This is a genomic window from Pseudomonas sp. MB-090624 (assembly GCF_003205245.1).
Classification (GTDB): domain Bacteria; phylum Pseudomonadota; class Gammaproteobacteria; order Pseudomonadales; family Pseudomonadaceae; genus Aquipseudomonas; species Aquipseudomonas juntendi.
Window position 1 is genome coordinate 4,530 of the sequence record NZ_QJRK01000019.1, and the last position, 15,644, is coordinate 20,173.

General features: G+C 63.5%; 12 protein-coding genes. 7 read left to right on the top strand and 5 right to left on the bottom strand.

What is annotated here, in order from left to right; all coding sequences use genetic code 11:
• Window positions 1-115 precede the first annotated feature (115 nt).
• Entirely contained in the window at window positions 116-715 is a 600-nt protein-coding gene (locus tag DMX12_RS12225) for an FMN-dependent NADH-azoreductase (RefSeq protein WP_110677781.1), read from the bottom strand.
• Window positions 716-825: 110 nt separating this feature from the next.
• Entirely contained in the window at window positions 826-1,140 is a 315-nt protein-coding gene (locus tag DMX12_RS12230) for a 3-phosphoglycerate kinase (protein WP_110677783.1), read from the bottom strand.
• A 48-nt stretch (window positions 1,141-1,188) separates the two neighbouring features.
• Between DMX12_RS12230 and DMX12_RS12235 the strand changes: the two genes are divergently transcribed.
• The 4 genes from DMX12_RS12235 (at window position 1,189) to DMX12_RS12250 (ending at window position 5,385) form a co-directional block, all read left to right on the top strand.
• Window positions 1,189-2,112 carry a LysR family transcriptional regulator gene (locus DMX12_RS12235; RefSeq protein WP_009683100.1) on the top strand — a complete coding sequence of 308 codons (924 nt, stop codon included), beginning with the start codon at window positions 1,189-1,191 and terminating at the stop codon, window positions 2,110-2,112.
• Between the two features lie 13 nt (window positions 2,113-2,125).
• Window positions 2,126-2,938: an alpha/beta fold hydrolase gene (locus tag DMX12_RS12240; RefSeq protein WP_110677785.1), complete on the top strand. Its 813-nt coding sequence runs from the start codon at window positions 2,126-2,128 to the stop codon at window positions 2,936-2,938.
• Complete coding sequence (locus tag DMX12_RS12245; protein WP_009683102.1) at window positions 2,932-3,489, top strand: peptidylprolyl isomerase A; 558 nt, start codon at window positions 2,932-2,934, stop codon at window positions 3,487-3,489. Before DMX12_RS12240 ends, DMX12_RS12245 begins: the two co-directional genes overlap by 7 nt.
• Before the next feature lie 63 nt (window positions 3,490-3,552).
• Entirely contained in the window at window positions 3,553-5,385 is a 1,833-nt protein-coding gene (locus DMX12_RS12250; RefSeq protein ID WP_110677787.1) for an ABC transporter ATP-binding protein, read from the top strand.
• A gap of 280 nt (window positions 5,386-5,665) precedes the next feature.
• Here DMX12_RS12250 and DMX12_RS12255 read toward each other — a convergent pair whose 3' ends face one another.
• Window positions 5,666-6,793 carry a GNAT family N-acetyltransferase gene (locus DMX12_RS12255; RefSeq protein ID WP_110677789.1) on the bottom strand — a complete coding sequence of 376 codons (1,128 nt, stop codon included), beginning with the start codon at window positions 6,791-6,793 and terminating at the stop codon, window positions 5,666-5,668.
• 262 nt (window positions 6,794-7,055) lie between these two features.
• Between DMX12_RS12255 and DMX12_RS12260 the strand changes: the two genes are divergently transcribed.
• Window positions 7,056-8,300, top strand: coding sequence for a putative porin (locus tag DMX12_RS12260; protein WP_110677791.1), 1,245 nt, complete (start codon window positions 7,056-7,058; stop codon window positions 8,298-8,300).
• 211 nt (window positions 8,301-8,511) lie between these two features.
• On the opposite strand, the gene DMX12_RS12265 is transcribed toward DMX12_RS12260, so the two are convergent.
• Window positions 8,512-9,633, bottom strand: coding sequence for a beta-ketoacyl-ACP synthase III (locus DMX12_RS12265; RefSeq protein WP_009686756.1), 1,122 nt, complete (start codon window positions 9,631-9,633; stop codon window positions 8,512-8,514).
• Between the two features lie 156 nt (window positions 9,634-9,789).
• Entirely contained in the window at window positions 9,790-13,695 is a 3,906-nt protein-coding gene (gene hrpA / locus DMX12_RS12270) for an ATP-dependent RNA helicase HrpA (RefSeq protein ID WP_110677793.1), read from the bottom strand.
• A gap of 320 nt (window positions 13,696-14,015) precedes the next feature.
• On the opposite strand from hrpA, the gene DMX12_RS29485 reads away from it, so the two are divergent.
• Both DMX12_RS29485 and DMX12_RS12280 read left to right on the top strand, forming a co-directional pair.
• The gene (locus DMX12_RS29485) at window positions 14,016-14,180 is read left to right on the top strand and encodes a hypothetical protein (RefSeq protein ID WP_009686760.1); all 165 of its coding nucleotides are present in this window, start codon (window positions 14,016-14,018) and stop codon (window positions 14,178-14,180) included.
• Window positions 14,181-14,265: 85 nt separating this feature from the next.
• On the top strand, window positions 14,266-15,630 hold the full coding sequence (locus DMX12_RS12280) for a glutamine synthetase family protein (RefSeq protein ID WP_009686761.1): 1,365 nt from the start codon (window positions 14,266-14,268) through the stop codon (window positions 15,628-15,630).
• Window positions 15,631-15,644 lie beyond the last annotated feature (14 nt).

A 15,644-nucleotide genomic window follows, 5' to 3' on the forward strand; every position in this document is an offset into this window, starting at 1 on the left:
CAGGCCGGCACAGCCATCCACAACACACCAGGCATAAAAAAGCCCGGCCATCAAGGCCGGGCAGGTACACCCAAAGGAGCAAAAACAGGTGTCAGGGTTGGGAATTCGATAACGTTCAGGCCACCGCCGCCAGTTTGGCCTTGGCCTGGTTGAGGCCCTTTTCGTGGAACTCGCCGCTCATGTTCAGGCCCTCGGCATGGATGAAGTCGACATCGTGAATACCGATGAAGGCCATCACCTGCCGCAGATACGGTTCCTGGTGGTCGCTGCTGGCACCGGCATGGATGCCGCCACGGGCGGTCAGGACAATGGCGCGCTTGCCGGTCAGCAGGCCTTGCGGGCCAGTCGGGGTGTACTTGAAGGTGATGCCGGCACGCAGCACGTGGTCCAGCCAGGCCTTCAGGGTGCTGGGGATGGTGAAGTTGTACATGGGGGAAGCCATTACCAGCACATCGGCCGCCAGCAATTCGTCGGTCAGTTCGTTGGAGCGGGCCAGGGCCTCCAGCTCGGCAGCGCTGCGCTGCGCTTCGGGCTTCATCCAGCCGCCCAGCAGGTTGGCATCCAGGTGCGGCACCGGGTTCAGCGCCAGGTCGCGCAGCGTGATCTGATCGGCCGGGTGGGCAGCTTGCCAGTGCGCAATGAAGTCCTGGGTCAGCTGGCGGGAAACGGAATCCTGCTGGCGGGCGCTGCTTTCGATGATCAGTACGTGGGCCATGAGCGGTGCCTCCATCGGCAAAAGGGTTGCGATTCGATGGAGGTGAGATTAAGGCTTGACCTATCGATAAAAAAGCGTAAAAAGTGGGTTCAACCTATCGATTAATCAGTTTATTTCGCACTACATTGCACGGCGATGCGCAGCTTGATGATCTGCCGGTTGAATTTGGCCGTGACGTCGGCGCTTTTCCCGGCCGCTACGTTCACCCGGCGCACCCGTGGCGCCTCCGGGCCATTACGGAAGGTCACCTTACAGACCGCCGCGACCTGCCCATAGTTGTTCAGGGTAATGGCGCCGATGTCGTAGGCGGTGTCGTAGGCGGTGTAGTCGAGCTTGACCCCGTCCAGGTGCTTGTCCACATCGATGGGATAAGCCATGGCCCCGAGGGGCAGGCACATCAATATTGCCGCACAACATTTCTTCATGGCCGCTCTCCTTGCAAAGAGCGCAGCTTAGGACAACAGGAGCGAAAGATGAAAGCGCCGCGCGTAACCCTTGACCAGTGGCGGACCCTGCAAGCAGTGGTCGACCATGGCGGGTTTGCCCAGGCCGCGGAGGCCCTGCACCGCTCGCAATCTTCGGTCAGCTACACCGTGGCCCGCATGCAGGAACAACTGGGCGTGCCCTTGTTGCGCATCGACGGCCGCAAGGCGGTGCTGACCGAAGCCGGCAGTGTGCTGCTGCGCCGCTCGCGCCACCTGGTCAAGCAGGCCAGCCAGCTCGAGGACCTGGCCCACCACATGGAGCAGGGCTGGGAGGCCGAAGTACGCCTGGTGGTCGACGCCGCCTACCCCAGCGCCCGGCTGGTCCGCGCGCTGGCCGCCTTCATGCCGCAAAGCCGTGGCTGCCGCGTGCGCCTGCGTGAAGAAGTGCTGTCGGGCGTGGAAGAAGTGATGCACGAAGGCATCGCCGACCTGGCCATCAGCAGCTACAGCATCGGCGGCTACCTGGGCGCCGAGCTGAGTGCCGTGGAGTTCGTTGCCGTTGCCCACCCCGAACACAGCTTGCACCGCCTGGGCCGTGAACTGACCTTCCAGGACCTGGAAAGCCAGCTGCAAGTGGTGATCCGCGACTCTGGCCGGGCCCAGCCACGCGACGTTGGCTGGCTGGGTGCCGAACAGCGCTGGACCGTCGGTAGCCTGGGCACCGCCGCCACCTTCGTCAGCAGCGGCCTGGGCTTTGCCTGGCTGCCCCGGCACATGATCGAGCGCGAGCTGCGCGAAGGCGTACTCAAGCCATTGCCGCTGGACCAGGGTGGCAGCCGCCACCCACTGTTCTACCTTTATTCAAGCAAGGAAAAGACCCTGGGCCCGGCCACGCAGATTCTCATCGACTTGCTGCGCAACTTCGACACTGCGCCGCTGGACGTGCCCTTCGCAGCCCCCCCACAAGCTTGAAAGGACCGCGCCCATGGCCTACTTCGAACACGAAGGATGCACGCTGCATTATCAGGAATACGGCCAAGGCCAACCCCTGGTGTTGTTGCATGGGCTGGGCTCCAGCAGCCAGGACTGGGAGCTTCAGGTGCCCGTGCTCAGCCAGCACTACCGGGTGATCCTCATGGACATCCGTGGCCACGGCCGCTCCGACAAGCCACAGGACGGCTACCACATTGCAACCTTCAGTGCCGACCTGCTGGCCCTGCTCGAACACCTGCACACCGGGCCGGTGCACTTCGTGGGCCTGTCGATGGGCGGCATGGTCGGCTTCCAGTTTGCCGTCGACCACCCTCAGTGGCTGCGCAGCCTGTGCATCGTCAACAGTGCCCCCGAGGTCAAGCGCCGCAGCCGCAGTGACTGGTTATGGTGGCTCAAGCGCTGGGGCCTGGCACGCGTCCTGAGTGTCGAAACCGTGGGCAAAGGCCTGGCCGAACGGCTGTTCCCCAAACCCGAGCAGGCCGCGCTGCGGCAGAAAATGGCCCAGCGCTGGGCGCGCAACGACAAGCGCGCCTACCTCAAAAGCTTCGATGCCATCGTCGACTGGGGCGTGCAGGAACGCATCGGCCAGATCCAGTGTCCTACCCTGGTGATTGCCGCCGACCACGATTACACGCCGATACACCTGAAACAACGCTACGTCGCCCTGATCCCCAACGCCAGGCTGGTCGTCGTCGACGATTCCCGGCACGCTACACCCCTCGATCAACCCGAGGTCTTCAACCAGACCCTGCTGCAGTTCCTCGCAGCCGCTTCCACCCCTCAAGGATCTTTGAGCCCATGCTGAAAAAACTCCTGCTCACCGCCTGCTCACTCGCCTTCGCCACCAGCGTCATGGCCTCCGACAAGACCCCGCACGTGCTGCTGGACACCAGCTTCGGCCAGGTCGAAATCGAGCTGAACGCCGAGAAGGCACCGGTCAGCACGAAGAACTTCCTGCAGTACGTCGACAGCGGCTTCTACAACAACACCATTTTCCACCGGGTAATCCCCGGCTTCATGGTCCAGGGTGGCGGCTTTACCGAGCAGATGGTGCAGAAAGACACCAAGGACCCGATCAAGAACGAAGCCAGCAATGGCTTGCAGAACACCCGCGGCACCCTGTCGATGGCACGCACCTCCAACCCCAACTCGGCTACCAGCCAGTTCTTCATCAATGTCGCTGACAACGATTTCCTCAACCCGGGCCGCGATGCCGGTTACGCCGTGTTCGGCAAGGTAACCAAAGGCATGGAGGTGGTCGACCAGATCGTCAACTCGCCCACTACCGTGAAGAAAGGCATGCGCGATGTGCCGGCTGACCCGGTGTTCATCAAGTCGGCCAAACGTATCGACTGACCGCAGGCTGCACAGGGACGTGCAACCGCCTGAAGGCAGGCTGGAACAGGAGTGTCGCTACCCATGCTGTACCGTCGTTTCGAGCAACTGATCGACATCTTCCGCGAAGCACCCAGCGAGTCGCCGCCGAGCACCGTGTGGGCGTTCTACCTGTATTACCTGCGCCAGGTCTGGCCCAGCTTCCTGGCGCTGCTGGTGGTCGGCCTGTTCGCCTCGCTGATCGAGGTAGCGATGTTCAGCTACCTCAGCCGCATCATCGACCTGGCCCAGGGCACACCCAACGTCAATTTCTTCAGTGAGCACAAGGGTGAGCTGGCCTGGATGCTGGTCGTGATCCTGCTGCTGCGGCCGCTGTTCTTCGGCCTGCACGACCTGCTGGTGCACCAGACCATCAACCCCGGCATGACCAGCCTGATCCGCTGGCAAAACCACAGCTACGTGCTCAAGCAGAGCCTGAACTTCTTCCAGAGCGACTTTGCCGGGCGCATTGCCCAACGCATCATGCAAACCGGCAACTCGCTGCGTGATTCCGCCGTGCAGGCGGTGGACGCGCTGTGGCATGTGCTGATCTACGCCGTTACCTCGCTGGTGCTGTTCGCCGAGGCCGACTGGCGCCTGATGCTGCCACTGCTGCTGTGGATCGTCGGCTACATCGGCGCGCTGTGCTACTTCGTACCCCGGGTGAAAGAGCGCTCGGTGATCTCATCCGACGCCCGCTCCAAACTGATGGGGCGTATCGTGGACGGCTATACCAACATCGCCACGTTGAAGCTGTTCGCCCACACCGATCACGAGCAGCAGTACGCGCGCGAAGCGATCCGCGAACAGACCGAGAAAACCCAACTGGCCTCGCGGGTGGTTACCAGCATGGACGTGGTCATCACCACCCTCAACGGCCTGCTGGTGGTCAGCACCACCGGCCTGGCGCTGTGGCTGTGGAGCCAATCGCTGATAACCGTCGGCGCCATTGCCCTGGCCACGGGCCTGGTGATCCGCATCGTCAACATGTCCGGCTGGATCATGTGGGTGGTCAACGGCATCTTCGAAAACATCGGCATGGTCCAGGATGGCCTGCAGACCATCGCCCAGCCTGTCACCGTCACCGACCGGCCCAACGCCCCGGCCCTGAAAGTCAGCCGTGGCGCTGTACGTTTCGACAATGTCGACTTTCATTACGGCAAGGCCAGCAACGTGATCGAAGGCCTGAACCTGGACATCCGCCCCGGCGAGAAAATCGGCTTGATCGGCCCTTCCGGGGCTGGCAAGTCGACCCTGGTCAACCTGCTGCTACGGCTGTACGACGTGCAGGGCGGGCGCATCCTGATCGACGGCCAGGACATTGCCGAAGTCAGCCAGGCCAGCCTGCGCGCGCAGATCGGCATGATCACCCAGGACACCTCGTTGCTGCACCGTTCCATCCGCGACAACCTGCTGTACGGCCGCCCCGGCGCCAGCGACGCCGAACTTCAGGAAGCCGTGCACCGGGCCCGCGCCGACGAGTTCGTCCCACAGCTCTCGGATGCCCAGGGCCGCAGCGGTTTCGATGCCCATGTGGGCGAACGCGGGGTCAAGTTGTCGGGCGGCCAGCGCCAGCGTATCGCGATTGCCCGGGTACTGCTGAAGAATGCGCCGATCCTGATCATGGACGAAGCCACGTCGGCGCTGGACTCAGAGGTCGAGGCAGCAATCCAGGAAAGCCTGGAGACGCTGATGCAGGGCAAGACGGTGATCGCCATTGCCCACCGGCTTTCCACCATTGCCCGGATGGACCGGCTGGTGGTGCTGGACAAAGGGCGCATTGTCGAACTTGGCAGCCACAGTGAACTGCTGCAACAGCAGGGGCTGTATGCCCGGTTGTGGCACCACCAGACCGGGGGGTTTGTCGGGGTTGACTGACGCCTGTAATGGCCCTATCGCTGGCAAGCCAGCTCCCACAGGTACCTACAGATTTCAAGGTGTGGGGTGATCCTGTGGGAGATTCTATGGTTTCTGGCAAGGGTAGCCGGAGCATCTTCAGCGCCTGTGAGATCGAGCGCCGCCCGCGCGGCGCAATCGCGGGCGGCGCTCGCTCTAACAGGCGCTGCCATACCTTGTGGCAAACACCTGTCAGCCCTGAGGCGATCTCTGTGGGAGCTGGCTTGCCAGCGATAGGGCCATTACAAGCAATACAAGTCTCTCAGTCACGGCGGTAAGGCAACATCCCCCGCGCCTCCTCGGCATAACCCTTCACCCCTTCCCGCTCCTGCACCAGAAAATCCTCCACCGCCCGCCGCAACCCAGGGTGCAGCAGGTAATGCCACGACCGCGTCAGCACCGGCTCAAACCCGCGAATCAGCTTGTGTTCACCTTGCGCACCGGCATCGAAGCGCTGCAAACCTTCGGCAATGGCGAAGTCCATGCCCTGGTAGAAACAGGTTTCGAAATGCAGCCGGTCGAATTCGTCCAGGCAGCCCCAATAGCGGCCAAACAAGCTATCACCCCCCACCAGGCTCAAGGCCATGGCCACATCCCGCCCGCCCTGGCGGGCCATCACTACCCGTAGCGCCTCGGGCATGCGCTCGGCAAGCAGGCTGAAGAACGCACGGGTCAGGTAGGGCGCACGGCGCCGTACGGCATAGGTGTTGGCGTAGCAGCGGAACACGAAGTCCCATTGCGCCTCGTCCAGTTCATTGCCCCGGTACCACCGAAAATCGATGCCCTGCCCCGCCACCTGCTCGCGCTCCTTGCGCATCTGCTTACGCTTGCGCGAGCTGAGGCTGTCGAGAAAGTCCTGAAAATCGCGGTAGCCGCGGTTTTGCCAGTGAAACTGGCAGCCCAGGCGCTCCAGCCAGCCCGGCAGGCCGGCCAACTGCTGGTCCAGCGCCGCATCGGTGAAATTGATGTGGGCACCCGACAGCCCGCCCTTGCCCAGGTACTCAGGTAACGCCTGCAGCAACAGCAGCCCATCGGCCGGGTCGTCGGCCAGCAAACGCGGGCCGCTGACCGGGCTGAACGGGACCGCCCCCAGCAACTTGGGGTAATAGGCAATGCCGGCCCGCTCACAGGCATCGGCCCAACCGTGGTCGAACACGTACTCGCCAAACGAATGCCACTTGCGGTAGGCCGGCAACAGCGCCCGCACCTGCCCGTCACGCTCCAGCACCAGGTGCTCGGCAGCCCAGCCCGTCTGAGGAGCAACGCTGGCGCTGTCCTCCATGGCGCTGAGAAAGCCGTGGCGCAGGAAGGGTTGGCCGGCAGGCACCAGGGCATCCCAGGTGGCCGCCGGAAGATCACGCAAATGGGCAAGGCTGTACAGGCTGGTCACGGTTTTGGCTCGCAGTCGGGAGGCGTTCAGTATCCCCAACCCAGGCGCGTCACTCAAATGATGAACGTCAGGCTGCCCCTTTTCTTCTCACTTACTTAACAACAGTGCCACTAATCAGACATTAATCTGTCACCGCCCCTCGCAATACTTGCGCCTGTTTTCCGGAACACCAGAACCTGTCTATTCAGGCCCTTTCCGGAAACATGCCAACACAGGGGCAGGCGCTTGAGCCTCCCCCATTTTTTTCAGTAGGGAGAACCTTATGCGTCTTGTTTCTACACTTACCGGAATGAGCCTCACCGGCATGATGCTGGCCCTGAGCGCCCCGGCCAGTGCTGCTGTCGACGCCAAGCTGCTCGAAATGCTGCGCGCCAACGGCTCGATCAACCAGGCGCAGTACAATGAACTGCAAGGCGATCTGGCAAAAGAAACCAAGGAAAAGGCCGACCAGAAAGCTCAGTCCGAACGTATGAGCTCCTTTGAACAAAAAGTGGCATGGGCCGCCAAGACCCAGATCAAGGGCGATGTGCGCCTGCGTTACGAAGACGTCAACGTCGACAACCCGATCTCCCGCAGTGGCAACCAGGACCGTGAGCGCGTACGTGCCCGTGTCGGCTTCTACAGCGAGATCAACCCGCAAGTCGACGCCGGCGTGCGTGTGGCCACCGGCAGCAGCGCCGATGCCCGCTCGACCAACCAGAGCCTGGACAACTACTTCGAGAAGAAATCGCTGTGGGTCGACCTGGCCTACCTCGACTGGCACCCGACTGCCGTGCCCAACCTGCACCTGATCGGCGGCAAGATGAACCAGCCGTGGGTCAGCATGGGCGACATCATCTGGGACAGCGACATCAACCCGGAAGGTGTGGCAGCTAGCTACAAGATGAACGTTGGCCCGGCTGAAGTCTTCGGCAGCCTTGGTCACTACAACCTGAAAGACAACGTCGATGGCGACGGCGTGCAGTTCAAGCATGACGCGCAGCTGTACGCAGGCCAGCTGGGCACCAGGTTCAACGCAGCCGACACCGTCAAGGTGACCGTGGGCGGCAGCATCTACGGCTACGACAACGACAAGGCTTCGGCCGCCCTGGCCTCGCTGGGCAACACCACCAACGAGTTCAACCTGGTGGAAGGCTTCGGTCAGGTCGACTTCACCGGCTTTGCCATACCGCTGTCTGCCTACGGCCAGTTCGTCAAGAATACCGAAAGCACCGACGGCAAGGATAAAGCCTGGCTGGCCGGTCTGAAGAGCAAGATCGGCGCCTGGAGCCTGGACTACAACTACCGCGACGTGCAGCGTAACGGTGTGGTCAGCCTGTTCACCGACTCTGACTTCGGCGCCGGCTTCACAGGTTCGCGTGGCCACAAGTTCAAGGTCGGTTATGAAATCGACAAGAACTTCGGCGTAGGTGCAACCTACCTGATGGCCAAGACCGACTACTCCAACCTGCCCAACAGCAATGCGGACGTGGATACCCTGCAGTTGGACCTGGAAGCCAAGTTCTAAACACGCAACAGCGGGGAATGCCGACCCCATCCGGCGTTTCCCGCTCTTTTTTGCCTGTGAAATAGCTGGGGCTGCTTTGCAGCCCATCGCGACACAAGGCCGCTCCTACAGGGGAATGCGCCCTTTGCAGGTACGCGATTTGCTGTAGGAGCGGCCTTGTGTCGCGATGGGCCGCAAAGCGGCCCCGGCTATCTCGGATCAGACCAGGTGATCAGCGCTTGCGCAGGATCACACTGCCAATCGAATACCCCGCACCGAACGAGCTCAACACCCCCAAGGCGCCCTTGGCCAGGTCATCCTGGTACAGGTGGAAGGCAATGACGGAGCCTGCCGAGCTGGTATTGGCGTAACGGTCCAGAATCACCGGGGCGTCTTCCTCGGCCACTTCTCGCCCCAGCAGCTTCTTGACGATCAGGTGGTTCATGCTGAGGTTGGCCTGGTGCAACCAGAAGCGCTTCACATCGCTTGGGTTCAGGCCGTTTTCCTGCAGGTGCTCACCGATCAGTTCGGCCACTTTCGGGCACACCTCGCGGAACACCTTGCGGCCTTCCTGGATGAACAGCTTGTCCGCAGCGCCCTGCCCCTCTTCCGCCGCACGGTTGAGGAAGCCGAAATTGTTGCGGATATTGTTGGAGAATTCGGTCCACAGCTTGCTGCTGACGATATCGAACTGGTGCGCCGAGCTGGCCTTGTCGGCGCGCTCGAGCACCACTGCGGTGGCCGCATCTCCGAAGATGAAGTGACTGTCGCGGTCACGGAAGTTCAAGTGCCCGGTGCACACCTCGGGGTTGACCATCAGTACTGCACGCGCCTGGCCCAGGGCCACGCTGTTGGCTGCGGTCTGGATGCCGAACGTGGCCGAGGAACAGGCTACGTTCATGTCGAAGGCAAAGCCCTGAATGCCCAGCGCCTGCTGCACTTCGATGGCAATGGCCGGGTACGGGCGCTGCAGGTTGGAGCAGGCGACGATCACGCCGTCGATATCGGCAGCCGTGCGGCCCGCACGCTGCAAGGCCTGGTGAGCCGCGGCCACGGCCATTTCGCAAAGCACCGAGGGTTCGTCGTTGGAACGCTCCGGCAGGCGCGGCTTCATGCGCTGGGGGTCGAGGATGCCGGCCTTGTCCATGACGAAGCGGCTCTTGATGCCCGAGGCCTTTTCGATGAACGCGGCATCCGACAAGGGCGCCGCTTCGACTTCGCCACGCTCGATGGCGGCGGCGTTGTCCTGGTTGAACTGCTGGGACCAGGCGTTGAAGGAGGCCACCAGTTCTTCGTTGGAAATACTCTGGGCCGGGGTGTACAGGCCGGTGCCGCTGATCACGACGTTATGCACGGTCGTTCCTCTGTTCGAAGGCCATCGCCACGGAGGCGCTGGCGGGAATAGGACAGCCTAGTGGCACTTTAGTGCCAAGTTAGGGGCGAGGGGCTCACCCGCGAAGGGCCGCCAGGCGGCCCCAAATTGCATCAATACTGCCACAACTGTGGAAGTTTAGCCTTCCACCTGGCCCCACTGCTTGCTCAATCTTTTGTCAGAAATCGGCACTTTGGTGCCCAGTTGCTGAGCGAACAGCGACACCCGGTATTCCTCCAGCCACCAACGGTACAGGGTCAGTTGCTCATCGCGCTTGCCCTCCTGGGCATGCTTGTCGGCGCGGGCCTTGTACTGCGCCCACAGGTTGGCCAGCTCGCCGCTCCATACCCGGTCCTTCTGCACCTGCGCACCGAGTTTCTCGAGGCGCAGTTCCACTGCCTTGAGGTAACGCGGCAGTTCCTTGAACCAGGTGGCCGGGGTTTCGCGCACGAACCCTGGGTACACCAGGTTGCCCAACTGCTGTTTGATGTCATTCAGCGCCACGGCCTGGCTGAGGTCGATCTTGCCCTTGAAGCGCTTCTGCAGGCCGTGCCACAGCTTCAACACTTCCAGCGTCTGCCGGGCCAGGCGCTCGGCGTGCTCGGCCCAACTGCCGCGCTTGCGTTCGGCCAGCCCGGCCAAGGCCGCACCCTCGCGTGGCAAGGGGTGTTCACCCTCGAGGATGCAGCTGTCCAGGCTGGCCAGCAAAATGTCCTCGACCAGCGCTTCGACACGCCCCAGCTCGCGGTACAGCAGGCCCAGTTCGGTCAGCCCCGGCAGCTTGCCCCGCAGGAACTTGGCCGGCTCGGCCAGTTGCTGCAGCAGCAGCCGCTGCAAGGCACGGCGGTGCTGGAACTCGGCTTCGGCCTGGGTCGAGAAGCGGCCTTCGCGCACCGTGCCGTTTTCGTCCACCAATGCCGGGTAGACCGTCATCGACAAGCCGGCGATCTTTTGCTGGGTGGTCTGCGCCACGGGGCTGAAGGCCTTGGCCTGCACCGGCTTTTCGGCGTCAGCCGTGCGCGGTACGGCCAACGCGGCCTGGCTGGCGGCGGCAAAACGGGCAGTCAGCTCGGCCAGGTCGCGGCCCTCGCCCAGGAACTTGCCCTGGCCGTCGACCACCTCGATATTCATGCGCAGGTGGCCCTCGACCAGGCTCACCGACTCGGCCCAGGCCTCGTCGGCTACACGCACACCGGTCATGCGCAGCAATTCCTGGCCCAGGGCCTGGGGCAAGGCCCCCTGGGCGAACGGCATGCGTGCCAGCGACGCCTTGACGAAGTCGGGCACCGGCACGAAGTTCTTGCGCAGGGCCTTGGGCAGGTTGCGTACCAGCGCCACGCACTTGGCTTCGAGCAGGCCCGGCACCAGCCACTCGAGGCGTTCACCCGGCAGGTTCGGCAACAACGGCGCAGGCACGCGCACGGTCACGCCATCGCGCGGGTGCCCCGGTTCAAAGTGATAGGTCAGCGGCAGGCGCAGTTCGCCCACCTGCAGGCTGTCGGGGTACTGGGCCGCCGTGACCTCGCTGGCCTCACGCGCCAGCACGTCCTCTTCGCGCATGATCAGCAGGTTGGCGTCCTTCTGGCTGCCCATGCGGTACCAGGCATCGAAGGTGGCGGTCTGGTGAATTTCTTCGGGCAGGCGCGCCTCGTAGAACGCATACAGCGTTTCTTCATCGGCGAGAATATCGCGCCGACGCGCTTTGGCCTCCAGTTCATCAAGCTGCTCCAGCAGGCGCTTGTTGGCCGCCAGGCATTTGGCCCGGGACTGGATCTCGCCGCCTACCAGGCCCTCGCGGATGAACAGCTCCCGCGAGGTGGCCGGGTCGATCGGGCCAAAGTGCACCGGGCGCCGCCCGACCAGAATCAGGCCGTACAAGGTGATCTGCTCATAGGCCACGACCTGCCCGCGCTTTTTCTCCCAGTGCGGCTCGAAGTGGTTCTTCTTGACCAGGTGGCCGGCCAGCGGCTCGATCCAGTCCGGTTCGATCCGGGCCACCACGCGTGCATACAACTTGGTGGTTTCGACCAGCTCGGCGGCCATCACCCACTGCGGGCGCTTACGCCCCAGGCCCGACGACGGGTGCACCCAGAAGCGCCGTTGGCGAGCCCCCTGGTAGTCGCCCTCTTCGGTTTTGTGGCCGATCTGGCTGAGCAGGCCGCTGAGGATGGCCTTGTGAAACTTCTGGTAGTCGGACGGTTCCTTGTTCACCGTCAGTTGCAGGTCACGGCAAATCAATGCCAGCTGGCGATGGGCATCGCGCCATTCGCGCAGGCGCAGGTAATTGAGAAAGTGCTTGCGGCACCAGTTACGCAACGGGTTGGCGGTCAGCGCCTGGCGCTGTTCTTCAAAGCCGCGCCACAAATTCACCAACGCGGCGAAGTCGGAGTCCACATCCTTCCATTGCGCGTGCGCCTGGTCCGCCGCCTGCTGGCGCTCGGGCGGGCGTTCGCGCGGGTCCTGCACCGACAACGCACTGGTGACGATCAACACTTCCTGCAAGCTACCCTGGCGTGCGCCCTCCAGCAGCATGCGGCCCAGCCGCGGGTCGATGGGCAGGCGCGCCAACTGGCGGCCGATAGGCGTCAGCTGGTTCTCGCGGTTGACCGCCGACAGTTCCTGCAACAGGTTGAAGCCGTCGCTGATGGCCTTGCCATCTGGCGGCTCGATGAACGGGAACGCGTCAATGGCACCCAGGCGCAGGTGCAACATTTGCAGAATCACCGCCGCCAGGTTGGTACGCAGGATTTCCGGGTCGGTGAACGCCGGCCGGCTGTTGAAATCCTCTTCGCTGTACAAGCGCACGCAAATGCCCGGCTCAACCCGGCCGCAACGGCCTTTACGCTGGTTGGCACTGGCCTGCGACACCGCCTCGATGGGCAGGCGCTGAACCTTGGCGCGGTAGCTGTAGCGGCTGATGCGCGCAGTACCGGTGTCGATCACATAGCGAATGCCCGGCACGGTCAGCGAGGTTTCGGCGACGTTGGTGGCCAGCACCACCCGGCGCCCGGTGTGCGGCTGGAAGATGCGCTGCTGCTCGGCCGGCGACAGGCGCGCGTAAAGCGGCAGAATCTCGGTATGGCGCAGTTGCGCCTTGCGCAGGATCTCGGCGGCATCGCGGATTTCCCGCTCGCCCGGCAGGAAGATCAACACGTCGCCAGGGCCTTTGCCTTGGCCGCGCTCATGCTGGGCCAGCTCGTCGAGGGTGGCGAGAATCGCCTGGTCGACCGTCAGGTCGTCCTCGATCTGGTTGCCCTCTTCGTCCTGCTCGCTGGTCAGCGGGCGGTACCAGGTTTCCACCGGGAAGGTGCGGCCAGACACCTCGATGATCGGCGCATTGTCGAAGTGTTTGGAGAAGCGCTCCAGGTCGATGGTCGCCGAGGTGATGATCAGCTTCAGTTCGGGCCGGCGGTGCAGCAAGGTCTTCAGGTAGCCGAGCAGGAAGTCGATGTTCAGGCTGCGCTCGTGGGCTTCGTCGACGATGATCGTGTCGTAGCGTTCGAGAAAGCGGTCATGCTGGGTTTCGGCCAGCAGGATGCCGTCGGTCATCAGCTTGACCAGGGTGTTGGCGTCGCTCTGGTCTTCGAAACGGACCTGGTAGCCGACCAACCCACCCAGCGGCGTACCCAGCTCTTCGGCCACCCGCGCCGCCACGCTGCGCGCGGCAATGCGCCGTGGCTGGGTGTGGGCAATCAGGCCATGGCTGCCACGGCCCAGTTCCAGGCAGATCTTCGGCAACTGCGTGGTCTTGCCCGAACCGGTTTCACCGGCAATCACCAGCACCTGATGTTCGGCGAGGGCCTTCTTGATTTCGTCGCGTTTGGCGGCGATCGGCAGGTTGTCGTCGTAGCGCACGACCGGCACGCTCTGCTGGCGCGCGGTAACCTGGGCACAAGAGGCCTGGACCTTGTCCACCCACTGCGCCAGCTTGGCCTCGTCTGGGCGCTTGCGCAGCTCATGCAATTGCCGCCGCAAGCGGTGGCGGTCGGCAATCATGGCGTGGTCGAGGTTGTGCAGCAATTTGTCGATGGCGTGGTCAGTCATGGGGCTTTTTAATGATGCAGGTGAGCCTGCTTTTTCATGATCGGCATTCTGAGGATGCGCGATTGTCGCAGATTTGCGCCTGTTTTGCTGTCCAGGCTGGCGCGCACTGTGTAGGAGCGGCCTTGCGTCGCGATGGGCTGCGCAGCAGCCCCGTGGATTTGTGCCGGGGCGCAGATTTTGGGGCTGCTACCGCAGCCCATCGCGACGCAAGGCCGCTCCTGCAAGGGATCGCACAGTGGCTGAAAGTTTAGCAAGTCCTTATGTGAAGGTTGCCATTCACTGCTTTAATCAACCTTATGCCGCATGTGAGTATCAAAACCATGACGCCCGCCCAGCCCATCGCCCCACCGTTGCCGCGCCCTTCGCTACCGAAGGCCCGCAGCCGTGCCGGGGAAAACCCGCTGGTGCACATCATCCTCGCCTTCTGGGCCTTGTGGCACTGCCGCCACGCCCGCCCACCGGATACCGCCCTCACGCCGTTGTGACCAAACCCGGCCAGCCTCTGGCCGTTTGCCCCAGCCGGGCCGCCCGCCAGTGCGGTGGCCCTGCGCAGCCGTGAGCGAACCCAACATGCATTTTGCCCCCGTAGAGCACGCCGCCCGTTTTCTGGCCGACAACCCTGATATCGAGTTGTTCGAGCTGTTCATTCTCGACGCCAACGGCGTACCCCGCGGCAAGCTGCTGCACCGCGACGAATTGCTGGCCGTGTACCAGAGCGGCCGGCCGCTACCCAGTACCATTCTCGGCCTGACCCTGAACGGCGACGATGTGGAAAACTCCGGGTTGGTCTGGGATGTGGGTGATATCGACTGCCGCGCCTACCCGCTCGAGGGCAGCCTGACAAGGTTGCCCTGGCGCCGGGTGCCGACCGCCGCGGTGCAGGTGAGCATGCACCCGAGTGAGGGGTTGCCTGCCAGCATCGCCGACCCGCGCCACGTGCTGCTGCGCACCATCGAGGCGCTGCAGGCCGACGGCTACCACCCGGTGATGGCCTGCGAACTGGAGTTCTACCTGCTTGACCAGCAGCGCGACGCCCAAGGCCGCCCGCAACCGGCACTCGACAACGATGGCGGGCGCCCGCGCAGCACCCAGGTGTACGGCCTGCGCGAACTGGAACAGATCGAGCCGTTTCTCGCCGATCTGTATGCCGCCTGCAAAGCCCAGGGCATCCCGGCCCGCACGGCCATTTCCGAATACGCCCCCGGCCAGGTGGAAATCACCCTGGAGCACGGTGACGCACTGCAGGCCATGGACCAGGCGGTACGCTACAAGCGCCTGGTCAAGGGCGTGGCCCATGCCCACGGCATGCAGGCCTGCTTCATGGCCAAGCCATTCGCGCACCTGGCGGGTACTGGCATGCACATGCACCTGAGCCTGGCTGACCACGCCGGCACCAATCTGTTCGCCAGCGACGACAAGGCTGGCACGCCGCTGCTGCGCCAGGCGGTCGCCGGCATGCTGCGCCACCTGCGCGAATCACTGCTGCTGTTCTGCCCCAACGCCAATTCGTTCCGCCGCTTCCAGGCCAACAGTTATGCACCACTGGCACCCACCTGGGGCGTGGACAACCGCACTGTGAGCCTGCGCGTACCCGGTGGCCCGGCCAACAGCCGGCATGTGGAGCACCGCATCTGCGGCGCCGATGCCAACCCCTACCTGGCGGCGGCGGCGATCCTGGCAGCCAGCCACCGTGGCATTCGCGAACAGCTGGACCCAGGGGCACCGGTGCAAGGCAACGGTTATGCCCAGGCCACCGAACACCTGCCCACCGACTGGCTGACGGCGCTCGACGCCTTGCAGCAGTCGGCTTGGGCCCGCGAAGCATTGGGCGAGGACTTCCTCGGCGTGTACCTGAAGGTCAAGCGCGCCGAGTACCGCCAGTTCATGGCCGAAGTCAGCGAACAGGACTGGCGCTGGTACCTGCACCAGGCCTGAGCCCCTCAACATTC